This window comes from Rhizobium sp. BK176, assembly GCF_024808055.1.
Genome location: NZ_JANUBV010000001.1, coordinates 157,159 through 170,030 on the forward strand (window position 1 = coordinate 157,159; position 12,872 = coordinate 170,030).

Annotated in this window: 13 protein-coding genes; 9 read left to right on the forward strand and 4 right to left on the reverse strand. The window is 61.6% G+C overall.

Going from position 1 to position 12,872, the window contains the following annotated elements; translation table 11 throughout:
• Positions 1-79 precede the first annotated feature (79 nt).
• Complete coding sequence (locus FHT76_RS00985; RefSeq protein WP_259183701.1) at positions 80-319, reverse strand: hypothetical protein; 240 nt, start codon at positions 317-319, stop codon at positions 80-82.
• Positions 320-633: 314 nt separating this feature from the next.
• Between FHT76_RS00985 and FHT76_RS00990 the strand changes: the two genes are divergently transcribed.
• The 3 genes from FHT76_RS00990 to FHT76_RS01000 all read left to right on the forward strand — a co-directional run bounded on the left by FHT76_RS00990 (position 634) and on the right by FHT76_RS01000 (position 2,715).
• Entirely contained in the window at positions 634-1,347 is a 714-nt protein-coding gene (locus FHT76_RS00990; protein ID WP_259183702.1) for a pentapeptide repeat-containing protein, read from the forward strand.
• A 1-nt stretch (position 1,348) separates the two neighbouring features.
• Entirely contained in the window at positions 1,349-1,636 is a 288-nt protein-coding gene (locus tag FHT76_RS00995) for a hypothetical protein (RefSeq protein ID WP_259183703.1), read from the forward strand.
• A 293-nt stretch (positions 1,637-1,929) separates the two neighbouring features.
• Entirely contained in the window at positions 1,930-2,715 is a 786-nt protein-coding gene (locus FHT76_RS01000) for a DUF429 domain-containing protein (protein WP_259183705.1), read from the forward strand.
• On the opposite strand, the gene FHT76_RS01005 is transcribed toward FHT76_RS01000, so the two are convergent.
• On the reverse strand, positions 2,684-2,875 hold the full coding sequence (locus tag FHT76_RS01005) for a hypothetical protein (protein ID WP_259183706.1): 192 nt from the start codon (positions 2,873-2,875) through the stop codon (positions 2,684-2,686). The two genes, FHT76_RS01000 and FHT76_RS01005, sit on opposite strands and share 32 nt — an antisense overlap.
• Before the next feature lie 343 nt (positions 2,876-3,218).
• A complete protein-coding gene (locus FHT76_RS01010) occupies positions 3,219-3,386 on the reverse strand; it encodes a hypothetical protein (protein WP_259183707.1) in 168 nt (55 codons plus the stop codon).
• A 294-nt stretch (positions 3,387-3,680) separates the two neighbouring features.
• Between FHT76_RS01010 and FHT76_RS01015 the strand changes: the two genes are divergently transcribed.
• From FHT76_RS01015 to FHT76_RS01030, 4 genes are read left to right on the forward strand one after another with little or no spacing between them, the layout of a single operon-like run.
• Positions 3,681-4,439: an ImuA family protein gene (locus FHT76_RS01015; RefSeq protein WP_259183708.1), complete on the forward strand. Its 759-nt coding sequence runs from the start codon at positions 3,681-3,683 to the stop codon at positions 4,437-4,439.
• On the forward strand, positions 4,357-5,871 hold the full coding sequence (locus FHT76_RS01020; protein ID WP_259183709.1) for a DNA polymerase Y family protein: 1,515 nt from the start codon (positions 4,357-4,359) through the stop codon (positions 5,869-5,871). The genes FHT76_RS01015 and FHT76_RS01020 overlap by 83 nt, the downstream gene beginning before the upstream one ends.
• A complete protein-coding gene (locus FHT76_RS01025; RefSeq protein WP_259183710.1) occupies positions 5,868-9,137 on the forward strand; it encodes an error-prone DNA polymerase in 3,270 nt (1,089 codons plus the stop codon). The genes FHT76_RS01020 and FHT76_RS01025 overlap by 4 nt, the downstream gene beginning before the upstream one ends.
• Positions 9,138-9,188: 51 nt before the next feature.
• A complete protein-coding gene (locus FHT76_RS01030; RefSeq protein WP_259183712.1) occupies positions 9,189-9,860 on the forward strand; it encodes a hypothetical protein in 672 nt (223 codons plus the stop codon).
• 46 nt (positions 9,861-9,906) lie between these two features.
• On the opposite strand, the gene FHT76_RS01035 is transcribed toward FHT76_RS01030, so the two are convergent.
• A complete protein-coding gene (locus tag FHT76_RS01035) occupies positions 9,907-11,043 on the reverse strand; it encodes a hypothetical protein (protein ID WP_259183714.1) in 1,137 nt (378 codons plus the stop codon).
• A gap of 194 nt (positions 11,044-11,237) precedes the next feature.
• Here FHT76_RS01035 and FHT76_RS01040 point away from each other — a divergent pair, with 194 nt between their 5' ends.
• Both FHT76_RS01040 and FHT76_RS01045 read left to right on the forward strand, forming a co-directional pair.
• On the forward strand, positions 11,238-11,774 hold the full coding sequence (locus FHT76_RS01040) for an NUDIX hydrolase (RefSeq protein ID WP_259183716.1): 537 nt from the start codon (positions 11,238-11,240) through the stop codon (positions 11,772-11,774).
• A gap of 15 nt (positions 11,775-11,789) precedes the next feature.
• On the forward strand, positions 11,790-12,584 hold the full coding sequence (locus FHT76_RS01045; protein ID WP_259183717.1) for a TIGR04255 family protein: 795 nt from the start codon (positions 11,790-11,792) through the stop codon (positions 12,582-12,584).
• The last annotated feature ends 288 nt before the right edge of the window (positions 12,585-12,872 follow it).

Sequence of the window (12,872 nt, forward strand, 5' to 3'; positions counted from 1 at the left end):
TTTCAATTCTCCATATTACTCCCGCGCACGCGGGCGTCGGTACGCCTCACGCCGCTTGGGCGACGCGAGGCTCTCGTTGTTACTTCCAGGAACCCCAGGTGGACTCCGTTTCACCCGTCACGTCGTCTCCGAAGCTGGAGTCGTGACGGGCCGTGGACTGCCCCGACATGCGCTCGCCCCATGTCGCTTCGCGAACCTTCGTGCCGCTACCCGAGAAGAAGTCGCCGAGATCGCCCTTCTTGGAAGCCTGCGAGTCTCCGCATATGCGTTCACCGAAGCTCGCCTCGTGGGACGGCTTCGAATCATCAAAAATGCCCATTTACAAGTCCCTTCTGACAATTACAGCGCGAATATAGATATCGTGATTTTCCCGTTTGTAAATTGGGTCACGTGCGATATTTGCGATCTGGAGGGGAATATTAAACGCATTGCTTAATGCCGGTGGTAAATGAGTCCGGCCATACTTGATCGGATATCAATCGATTCAGACGAAAGAAGTATCTCAGCGTCTTTTATTTGCGTTTAATCGCGGCAACACATTGCTTTGCGTAAATGCGTCCGTCTTCACAGACGGTGGTTTCCGTGCGTCATAATGGATGACACCAGAATCGAGATGAATTTCAAAGGAAGACAATGACCGAAGCCGTCACGATGGAAGAACGCATTCCCGAAGCAAACGTCGTGAGCGACTGCAAACTCGATCGCGCGGAGCTGGAACGGCTTTCCAAGGCTGGCGAGCCCTACCGTCTCGTGAACTGCGATCTCGAAAAGGCGAAGGCCGGACATATGTCGTTCGAGGGATGGTCTTTCGATGGCTGCCATATCAGAGAGGCGAACTTCACGGGTGCCAACCTCAGATCGACGATGTGGCGACGGTGCCGTGGCGGCGAGGTCTACTTCAGGGCGGCCGACCTTACCGACAGCCGATCCGAAGTCTGCGATCTCAACAACAGCGTCTTCGAGGGGGCCGTACTCGAAAACGCGCGCTACGACCGATCCAAGCTGGTCGGCGTGAGTATCGTCGACGCCAAGACCACGAACCTGCAGTTCGAAAAATCCATCCTGAACGATGCGGTCCTTTCGGGAATTTCCTTCAAGAAGCAGACGGTGACCGGCGTCCATTTCGAGTATGCTCAGCTGAAAAGCTGCGACTTCACCGAGGCCGTGTTCGAAGAAAGCAGCCTTCGAAACGCGACCCTCGAACGGTGCAAGTTCCGCGGGGCCGATCTGCGCGGAGCGAGCATCATGGGATTCACCCTCGCGACGATCCGCTCGATGAAGGGCGCGATCATCTCCCAGGACCAGGCGGCGTACCTGCTTTACGAAGTCGGCGTGGAGGTACTGTGAGATGGTCGCAAAGACCCATACCCCGGAATCTCTCAAGGCGTTCGTCGATGCCGCGCTGGCCGAGGCTGACGAACGCGGCGGCGTCAACGTAACAGGCATGTCGAGCGAAGAATTCTGTGCAGTGACATGGGCGCTCTCCGATCGGAACCTGGCCCGGGACGCCGCGATCAACGAAGAGCGCGCGTCCGTGGGCCTTCTCCCGGAGACGCATTCCGAACGGCTTCTGAGAGGCGCGGCAGCCGCAGACGCATCGGTGACTGCTCGGTCTCCGAAAAACGACCGACGCTAACGATAGCGGTTCCCGCCGGCATCATCGTCGGCTTAGGATTGGCTATGCGCTTACGGTGCCAATCCCTGACCAGAGATGGTCATATGCCCGTTTGACTGGTGACGCGGGTCGGACCTACGGGTGCCGGCCCGCCTTTGTTTTTACCTGAGTTGACGGTCTGGCAGCATTCAAGCATAGATAGGGCGCTTCAAGACTCGAATAAGGCTCGCGGGGATGATGACCTGGCGGGCCTTATTGCTTGCGAGAGAACGTGAACTCCTAGACTTTTTCGTCGACTTGCGGATGGGGATAGCTTGCGCGCAGTTCTTGGAATCGACGCGGCATGGACGGAAAAGGAACCCAGCGGCGTCGCGCTGGCCGTCTCCGATGGAGGGCGTTGGAGACTCGTCGCCGTCGCCCCGTCCTATGCTTTTTTCGGTATGCCGAAGACACTCGAACGCGCACGTGGCTCGTCACCCGACATGGCTTCGCTTCTATGCGCCGCCGAGGCCATTGCCGGATGCGCGGTCGACCTGGTGGCCGTGGACATGCCGCTCTCCCACGAGCCGATCGTCGACCGCAGAGCCTCCGACCAGGCCGTCTCATTTGCATATGGCGGCCGCAACGCAGGAACCCACAGCCCCAACTCCGAACGACCAGGCAAGATCGGCGAGGCGCTGGCGAAAGGACTGAGGGCCGCTGGCTACCCGCTCCTGACCACGGAGATTTCCGAGCGGGGCGTCATCGAGGTCTATCCACACCCGGCGCTTGTCGAACTCGCCGACGCGCCGGATAGGCTTCCATACAAGGTCGGAAAAATCCGCAAATACTGGCGGGACAAGACGCCCGCCGAGCGCAAGGCGCTGGTCATCGAGCAATGGCGGACCATCGTCCGACTGCTGGAGGCTCAGGTCGACGGCGTGACGGAAGCGCTGCCGCTTCCTGATGCCACCGCACGGGGACATCAGCTGAAGGCATTCGAAGACACGCTCGATGCCGTCGTCTGCGTCTGGATCGGGATCATGGCGCTCGAGGGCAGGGCGGTGCCGTTCGGTGACGCAGTCTCGGCTATCTGGATACCACGGGTCGAGCGCTCTTAGTCTTCCGGCTTCCGATCTCCGCGAGAGCCCAGTCCAAGGCTGCCTCGTAGTCGTCCCGTGTTGGCGCTCCTTCGTCCTCGATATCCAAGTCACCCGCCGTCCTGGCGGTCAGGGCTTCCACGATGGCTTCGAGACGGCGGACGGTGAGGCGAGGTGACATGGGACGGCTCCTAGATGAGGTCTATCCCTACTATGGCCAACCAATCGCCGGCTTGTTCGCAGGAGGTGCGAATAAATTTCATCCGCGACCGCTCCTAGATCGCGAAGCGCGAACGAAACGCAGCGTCCCCCGACTCCGGCACGTCCTCGATCGCGACAAGGGTCTCACCCTCGATATCCGCCATGGAGGACTTGAAGCCTGCCGGAAGGTCTTGCGGCCATAGACCGACCTTGACCAGGTTTTTGAGGATCGGCTCTCCTTCGCCGCCGCATCCGACCCAATCGCCTTGGACGAGATGCCGCGGCTGATCGAGCTTCAGTCGGCTCGACAGGTCTTCAAACGATCATTCTCCCTCCGATGGAACGACGATCGAACCGTCAGGCGCTAGGTCGTACACGGAGACGCCCGCCTCGGTGTCCCCGGTTGCGTAGTTGCGCGAAACCTCTGATGGATGCCAGTCGCCAATCCGAAGGTATACCGGCCGCTCTGGATCGTAGTCTTGATCGGACAACGTCATCCCTCTGTTGACTGGCCCCAGTTTTACACATCCTCGCGGAAACCTACAATCGCAGTGGGGACCACCCTGCGTAAATTTCCCGCCAGTTCGGTCACTTACGCAAACTTGCTTACATCCTTGATTCCGCTTATTTATTCGGCAGAATGGCGTTGTTCCACACCTTGGATGCATGCCAAACCTCTCTTGACTCCACACTCAAAAAGGAGGAACAGAAAGAGAACATCAACATTTTCCAGGTATGAAGCCTGTTAAATCAGTCCAACGCGAGCCTCAGGAGGTCCGTGAATCATGACGCACGTCCGGACACCGGAGGTCCTGAACGAACTTCGCGAGCGCATCGCCCTTCTTGAGGGGACCGCATCGCGGAAAGCCAACACGCTGCCCTTCGGCGTCGACGAGATCGATCGGCACCTTCCAGGCGGCGGCCTTGCCTTCGGCGCGTTGCACGAGGTGTCTGGCGGTGGTGCGGGAACCGTGGACGGTGCCGCCGCAGCCCTGTTCGTCGCCGGCATTGCCGCCAGAACGACAGGCAAGGTTCTCTGGTGCTTGACGAGGCCCGACCTCTTCTTTCCCGCCATCGCCCAGGCCGGACTTCACCCTGACCGCGTCGTTTTCTGCGAGGCAAACAAGGAAGAGGACGTTCTTGCCGCCTTCGAGGAAGGACTCGCATTTGGTGGCCTCGGTGCTGTTGTCGCCGAACTTGTCCGGCTGCCGATGACAGCCTCGAGACGCCTGCAGCTGGCGGCCGAGAAGACCGGGACGATGGGGATCGCGCTCCGGCGCTGGCGCAGGCAGGCGGAGGCTTCCGATTACGGACAGCCCACCGCTTCCGCGACGCGCTGGCGGGTGAGTGTCCTGCCATCCGAGGAGCTGCCTGTCGCGGGCATAGGACGGGCGAGATGGCTGGCGGAGCTGATGAGAGTGAAGGCGGGCGAGTGTGCCGAGTTTGAGTTAGGAGCCTGCGATGCCAAGGGTCGTGTCAGTTTTCTTCCCCTATCTGGCCACCGACAAGGTGCGGAGCCATGGCAACGAAGCCGTTCCGGCTGACCAGCCACTGGTCATCGTATCGCGAAGCGGGTCCAAGCGCTGGATATCCGCCGCCGACAAGGCCGCGCTTCGCGTGGGACTCAGGATCGGCATGCCCGCGAGCAAGGCGCAGGCGATGATCTCCAACCTCGCGATGATCGATGCCGCTCCGCAGGAAGACGCCGCCGCACTGGAACGCCTCGCGCTCTGGGCGCTGCGGCACTACAGCCCGGTCGTTTCCGTGGATGGCACCGACGGTATCGCCATGGATACGGAAGGTGCCGACCACCTGCAGGGCGGCGAGGAACTGCTGATATCCGGTCTCGTGAACCGCCTTCGCGCCCGTGGCCTGACTGCCCGCGCCGCCGTCGCCGACACCTGGGGCGCTGCCCATGCGTTGGCGCGTCTGTCACGAGAAGAAACGACCGTCGTTCCTTCCGGCCAGATCGCGCGCGCTGTGACCGGTCTTCCCATCCATTGCCTCAGGCTTCCCGCCGAGACCGTCCAGGGCCTGCGCGTTCTCGGCGTCGAGACAGTCGGCGAACTCTCCGCCATGCCGCGCGCGCCGCTCACGCTCCGTTTCGGCCCCGAACCAGGCCGACGGCTCGACCAGATTTTCGGGCGGACCGCCGAGCCGATAGAGCCGATCAGGACAGCCGGACTCGTAGAGGTGTTCCGGCCATTCTCCGAGCCGATCGCCGCTGCCGAAACCATCGCGAAATACATCCGTCGCCTTGTCGGCCAGTTGACCGACGAGCTCGAAAAGAAGGGCCTCGGCGCGCGGCGCGTCGACCTCGTCTGCCACCGTGTCGACAACACCATCCAGTGCCTTCGCGCGGGCCTTGCCAAGCCCGTCCGCGAGCCTGCGCGCCTCGCCAAGCTTCTTTGCGACCGTATCGAGAAGATCGATCCCGGCTTCGGTATAGAGAAGCTGACGCTCGTCGCCATCATGGCCGAACCCCTTGAAGAACGACAGGTCGCCTCGTCGCTCGTAGAGGAAACGGTCACCGACATCTCGCCGCTGATCGACATCCTCGGCAACCGCGGGCAACGGCTCTACCGTCTCGCTCCCGTCGCCTCGGACGTTCCCGAGCGTTCGATCGAAAGGATCGCCCCGACCGCCGAGGAAACGGGAGCCACCTGGCTTGCCAAGTGGCCGCGACCGTCACGGCTTCTCGCCCATCCCGAACAGATCGATGTCGTCGCCCTGCTTCCGGACCAGCCGCCCGCTGTCTTCACCTGGCGCGGCAAACGCCGCAAGGTCCGGCGCGCCGACGGTCCGGAACGCATTTTCGGCGAATGGTGGATGAGGCAGCAGGAATACGACGCGGTCCGCGACTATTTCGCGGTCGAGGACGAGACGGGCGAACGCTACTGGGTATTCCGTTCAGGCGACGGCGTGGACGCACAGACCGGATCGCGCAAATGGTTCCTGCACGGAGTGTTCGGATGAGATACGCCGAACTCCAGGTCACGACGCATTTCTCGTTCCTGCGCGGCGCGTCGAGCGCCAACGAACTTTTCGAGACGGCGGCCGAACTCGGGATCGAAGCGCTGGGCGTCGCCGACCGCAACAGCCTTGCCGGCATTGTCCGCGCCTGGGAGGCGTCAAAATCCACGGGCGTTCGCCTTGTCGTCGGATGTCGCCTCGATCTCGTCGACGGTATGTCCGTCCTGGTCTACCCGATCGACCGCCCGGCCTACTCCAGGCTCTGCCGCCTGCTGTCGCTGGGCAAATCCCGCGGCGGCAAAGGCAAGTGCATCATCGACTTCTCGGACCTCGAGCAGTATTCCGACGGCCTGATCGCGGTCCTTGTTCCCGACGATGCGGACGAGACCTGTGGCGTTCAACTCAGGAAGCTCGCGCAGCTCTTCGCAGACCGAGCCTACGTCAGCCTCAGCCTTCGCCGCCGTCCTAACGATCGGTTGAGGCTTCACGAAATCGCGGTAATGGCCGCGCGCCACAAGGTGAAGACCGTCATCACCAACGACGTCCTGTTCCACGATCCCGGCCGACGTCAGCTCCAGGACGTCGTCACCTGTATCCGCAACCGGACCACGATCGACGATGTCGGGTTCGACCGCGAAAGACATGCCGACCGATATCTCAAACCCCCAGAGGAAATGCACCGCCTGTTTCCGGACTACCCTGAGGCTCTGGCACGCGGACGCGAGATCGTCGAGCGATGCCGCTTTAGCATGGCCGATCTCCAGTACCAGTATCCCGAGGAAGCTATCGTTCCCGGTCTCGACGCCCAGCAGTCGCTGACCAAGTTCGCCTGGGACGGGGCCGCGGACCGATATCCGGAAGGCATCCCCGACAAGGTCAGGAAATCCATCCTGCACGAGCTCGAACTCATCAGGATCATGAAGTACGCCCCATACTTCCTGACCGTCTACAGCATCGTCAGATACGCGCGCTCGAAAGACATCCTCTGCCAGGGGCGCGGGTCCGCCGCAAACTCTGCGGTCTGCTATTGCCTCGGCATCACCTCGATCGATCCCGAGACCAACGACCTCCTCTTCGAGCGCTTCGTCAGCCAGGAGCGCGACGAGCCACCCGATATCGACGTCGACTTCGAACACGAACGGCGCGAAGAGGTCATCCAGTGGATTTACGACACCTACGGACGCACCAAGGCCGCACTCTGCTCGACCGTGCAGCGATACCGACCCAAAGGCGCGCTTCGCGATGTCGGGAAGGCCCTTGGGCTACCTGAAGACCTGATCACGCAGCTGACGTCGGGCATCCGGGGATGGTCGCGAGAGGCAGTCGGTGACAATCACCTCAAGGAGAGCAATCTCAATCTTTCGGACTACAGGCTCCGCCTCACGCTCGAACTGGCCGCCCAGTTGATGGACGCGCCGCGTCACCTCGGACAGCATCCTGGCGGTTTCGTCCTCACCAACGACCGTCTCGACGACCTCGTTCCGATCGAACCCGCCGCCATGGACAACCGCCAGATCGTCGAGTGGGACAAGGACGACGTGGACGCCCTCAAATTCATGAAGGTCGATGTGCTGGCGCTCGGAATGCTGACCTGCATGTCGAAGGCCTTCAAGTTGATGGCCGAACACAAGGGCGACACGAAAGACCTCGCATCCATACCTCACGAGGACCCCGCGACCTATGCGATGATCAGGCGCGCGGACACGCTCGGCACCTTTCAGATCGAATCCCGAGCCCAGATGGCGATGCTGCCGCGCATCAAGCCCAGGACGTTCTACGACCTCGTCATCCAGGTGGCGATCGTCAGGCCTGGGCCGATCCAGGGAGACATGGTCCACCCTTATCTTAGAAGGCGCGAAGGACGGGAAGACCCTGAATATCCGACACCCGAACTCGAGGCTGTCCTCAAAAAGACGCTCGGCGTTCCGCTTTTCCAGGAGTCGGCAATGAAGGTCGCTATGGTCTGCGCCGGCTTCTCCGGTGGCGAGGCGGACCAGTTACGGCGCGCAATGGCCACCTTCAAGCACACGGGAGGGGTCTCAAAGTTCAAGGACAAGCTGGTCTCCGGCATGATCAAGAACGGTTACGCTCCAGAATTCGCCGAGAAGACCTTCAGTCAGTTGGAAGGCTTCGGGTCGTACGGGTTCCCGGAAAGCCACGCCGCCTCCTTCGCCCTGATCGCCTATGCGTCCAACTGGGTGAAATGCCATCATCCCGACGCCTTCTGCGCGGCGCTCCTGAATTCGCAGCCGATGGGCTTCTACGCTCCCGCGCAGATCGTTTCCGATGCCAGGGCGCACGGGGTCGAGGTGCGACCTGTTTGCGTGAACCGGTCGAGATGGGACTGCACGCTGGAAAAAGTCCTTGGCAGCCGTCGCCTGGCCGTGCGTCTAGGAATGCGGATGGTCAAGGGCTTGGCTACCGCCGAGGCCGCGAGGATCGTCGCGGCGAGGGGAGACCAGCCGTTTGTTTCGGCGGACGACATGTGGCGAAGGTCGGGCGTTTCGACGTCGTCCCTCGTCAAGCTCGCGGAAGCCGACGCCTTCCTGCCGTCATTGCGTCTGGAGCGACGCGACGCGCTATGGGCGATCAAGGGCATGCGCGCCGAGCCTCTAGCCCTATGGGCGGCCGCCGCGGCCCGCGAAGAGAAGACTGTTCCCGAGATGCAGGAACCGGAAGTCGCACTGCGATCAATGACCGAGGGACGGGAGGTGATCGAAGACTACGGCCATGTCGGCCTGACGCTACGCCAGCACCCCATGGCGCTCCTTCGCCAAGACCTCAAGAAGCGGAGCATCGTCACATGCGCCGAAGCCATGGGGCAGCGGGACGGCAGATGGCTGATGACGGCAGGTCTCGTTCTGGTGAGGCAGAAGCCCGGAAGCGCCAAGGGCGTCATGTTCGCGACACTCGAAGACGAGACGGGGATCGTCAATGCCGTGATCTGGCCGAGCCTCTACGAGCGACAGCGGCAGGTCATCCTGTCCGCCTCGATGCTCGCGATCAACGGTAAAATCCAGCGCGAAGGGGACGTCGTACACCTGGTCGCCCAGAGGTTGTTCGATCTCTCCGCCGACCTTGGCAAACTCGCAGAACGGGACGGCGAGATCACGCTGCCGACGGCCAGGGGCGACGAGTTCAGGCACGCGCCGCAGCCACCCAAGACGAAAGAAGGTCGTGCTGCAGTTTATCCAAGGCCTGACATGCCCGTGCCAGCTGGAGAATCCCAACCTGACGGCCTCGTGGTCCGATCCAGGAACTTTCACTAAGGCGAGGCATCGTCTAAGGTCCCGATCCCGACAACCGCCAGGAGCGCCACGATGGCTGAAAAGCCACCAGGGAAAAATTTGCAGCATGTCGCGATACCCGAGCGGATGCGCTCACTTCCCGTCGATCCAAGAGGCTATCCCGTCCCCGTCGTCGTGACCCGGGACAGAAACGGCAAGCCCAACTTCGCTGCGAACGATGAATCGATCAGGCAGACGCTATTCAGGGAAGATCGCTGTGGAATATGCGGCGGCAAACTGTTGCGCGGACGATGGTCGGTCGGAGGACCCGGAAGCGCGCTCCATCCGGACGGGGCCTTCCTGGACCCGCCGATGCACTACGAATGCGCTCGCTACGCCGTGCAGGTGTGTCCCTATCTGGCGATGCCGTCCTACAGCAAGAGCGTCTCGAAAATCGCGCCGATGAGCTACGGACCGTCGAAAGTGGGCATCTCCTACAACCCGACCGTGTTTTCCAATCGTCCCGACCTGTTTCTTCTCGTTATGTACGTCGGCCAGAAGCTCTCCTACGACGGACAGGCGGTTCGAAGCCTCAAGCCAAAGAGGCCCTTTCGAACCATCGAATACTGGCGCGAAGGCGTATGGATCGCTGACGCCGAAGGCCGTGTCGCGGCGGAACGCTACCTTCAGGAACAGGATGCGGTCTGGGAAGCGGAACGGAAACGCAGCCAACGACAGAGTACGGCTATAATCCAAGAACTGTAACCGGAGTGCGGATGAGGCCCCGAACTCGGAGGCCTCATCTACGCGACTACAGCTGAGGACCGCCCTTGGCTCCCTTCGGCGCGTTCTTCTCGTCGAGCGGCAATCCCATCGCGTAACGTCTCTTAAGGGCAACGATGTCGAGCGGATCGAACGGGAAATCCCAGCCTGCCGCCTCGAGGAACGCGGAATATACGTCCGGGGACTTTCGTTGAGCCGCGTCGCATGCCTCGATCACGTCTTCTTCGTCCGGTGCCTCGCGCAGTGTCATCAGAATGTCTTTTCGGGCATCGACGCCGGATGGCAGGGCCATCGCAAACCGCCTGCCGAATTCCCTGATGCCGGCCGCAAGGCTTTCATCGGAAGGGTCGAGAGCAAGCAGAAAATCATGACGACTGACGATATCTTCCTCGTATTCGACCCGGGCGTCCATCTGCTCGTAACCATACCCGTCGTCGAATTTCGGGCAGTGCTGTCGAACCAAAGCCATGCGGACACTGGCGGCTCCTTCGTAGTCGCCGAGCGGGAAAGTCAGGAACTCGCGCATCCATTCGTCCATCCACGCCGTGTTCCTGGCTTCGGTCAGCGTCAGGCTGTAGAAGTGCTTCTTGCCCATGATCGGGTCAGGCACCAGAAGGAAGCGCGGAACATCCTGTTCCTGCGCGAGCGACGGAGTGCCGGTTTCGTCGACCACGACCGAAATTCTGGACAAGGCTTCTCTCATGTCGCCATCCAGCTCGCGAATGCCGTCCCAGGTTTTCTCGCCTGCCTTCAAAGCGGCATCGACCCCTGCCTCGATCCATTCCACGGCGGTCTTCGCGATGTACTCCGGAAACCCCATGTCTTCCGGTTTGCGCGATCCGACGTCGACCGCGAATGTCTCGCCGACCCAGACCCGCATACGCCTCTCCTTGCCTGGACCAGCCGCCTTGCGGGACCTGATGACCAGCGCGTCGCCTTCCATCGGAAGGACCGGGATGACGAGATGCACGTCGAGTTCTCTTTCCACGATCATCGCCGGATGACTGTCGTCAGGGACAAACGGAATGCGGGCGGTTTCGCGGATCACGAGTGGAAAATCGATGCGCCGTCCCCGCACGGTCTGTCGCACACATTCGTCGAAGAGGCGCTGTTCAGCGCTTGGCTTCGCCGCGAGGTCTCCGAATTCGAAATTCTGCTGGGTCATCCGCTACGATCTCCTTTTTGACTGCGGCGATTATGGTGATCGCTCCGACAACCGACAAATGCGTCCCGCGCGCTCGGACGACAACTCGATGTCTGGCTTTCATAACGATTTGAAGCCGGAATGCAAATTAATTGTAGAACTCGGCATAATAATCCGATAGGAATTCAACACCTCAGGATTAGGGATCGAATGCGATGAAGCACGTCGCCACGAAAGGATTGCTCGGTGAACTCGCGGATATTTCCGGGAGCCTGTTCACGCGTCCTTTCGGCGAGCAGTACGCGGCGCTTTGCTATCGCCGCTGCGCCAAGACAAACGAAATCGAAGTGTTGCTTGTCACCTCCCGCGACACAGGCCGCTGGATCATTCCGAAGGGCTGGCCGATGAAGGGCAAGAAGCCGCACCGCGCGGCCGCTATCGAGGCGTGGGAAGAAGCAGGCGTCAACGGCAAGGTCCGCAAAAAGGCGTTCGGCTACTACACCTATCTCAAGGGGACCAAGAACCAACCGCTCCCCGTTGCCGCCGCCGTCTACCTTCTGCGCGTGGAAACGCTCGACGACGGGTTCCGCGAAGTCGGCCAGCGCAAGCGCGAATGGGTGAGCTGCGACGAGGCGGCGCGCCGCGTCCGCGAACCGGAACTGAAGACCCTGCTCCTCGGGCTGCCCGCCAAGCTCGGCAAGCCGTCCAAGCCGGACGCTTCCGTGAAGTACGCGCCGACCGAAATCCAGTGAAAGAAGGACGCCTGAATGAGCGACGACAACACACCCCTCTCCGGACCGCCGGCACCCGGCAACCCGCTCGCGTCACCGCCAATCGAGCGCGTCATCCTTCAGGTCCAGTTTCCTGAAATCCTCGCCATCGGGAATCCCGCGGTCGCTTCGGCCTTCCAGGAGAAGATCAGGTTCCGCTATCCATTCCTCAAGATCGATTCCATGCAAGACGGGCGCGGGGGTACGCAAAACCTTTACAGGCTCGGCGACATGCAGGGCCGCTGGCGGCTGTCGCTTGCCTCTGGCTTTATCGCCCTCGAGACCACCGCCTACACGTCGAAGGCCGACCTTATCCAGCGTCTGTCGGAAACCCTGGCGGCGCTTCGCGAAACGGTCGGCCCCAGCCACGTCCTCAGGATCGGAATCCGTTACCTAAACAGGGGCGAAGTCGCCAATGCCGGATCGCTCGCCGATATTCTGCGGGATGGCATGGCCGGTCCGTCGCAAGCATTCCCGACCGCCCACCTCAGCCTCGCCGAAGCTCACATGCCGTGCGACGAGGGAGGACTGACGGTCCGCTACGGACAACTTCCGCCCGGTGCGTCCCCAGACCCCAACATGTTCGCACCGATGTCCGTCCCGACATGGGCGTTCGACATCGACGCCTACACGGTTTCGGACGGCAACGCCCTCGGCGAATTTTCTGTCCAGTCGATCGTCGATACCGCGGCTTCGTTGGCGAACCGCGCGCTGGCGGTCTTCCGCTGGAGCTTCAAGCGGGAGTTCCTGGCAATTCGAGAGGCCGCCGAAGCCAACACGGTCAGGCATTGAGCGGGAAACCGGAAAACATCGTCCCCGCGGAGTTTCCCGAGCTTCGCCGGTTATGCTGGAACCGCGATCCCGCCCGCCCGATATCGAGGCACGAGGCTTTCCAGTTGTATGACCGGAACTGGCGGTTCGTGGACGACGACGCAATCGAAGACCACGAGCGCGTGCTGCTCGACAGCCTTGAGCAGGAATTCGGAGCCGGTGCCGCGATAGGCACCTGGGAGCCGCTGCCGAAGGCGTGACCGTCGGCCACCGCCATGCGGATTGTGCCAAGGCGACATCTCCAGGTAG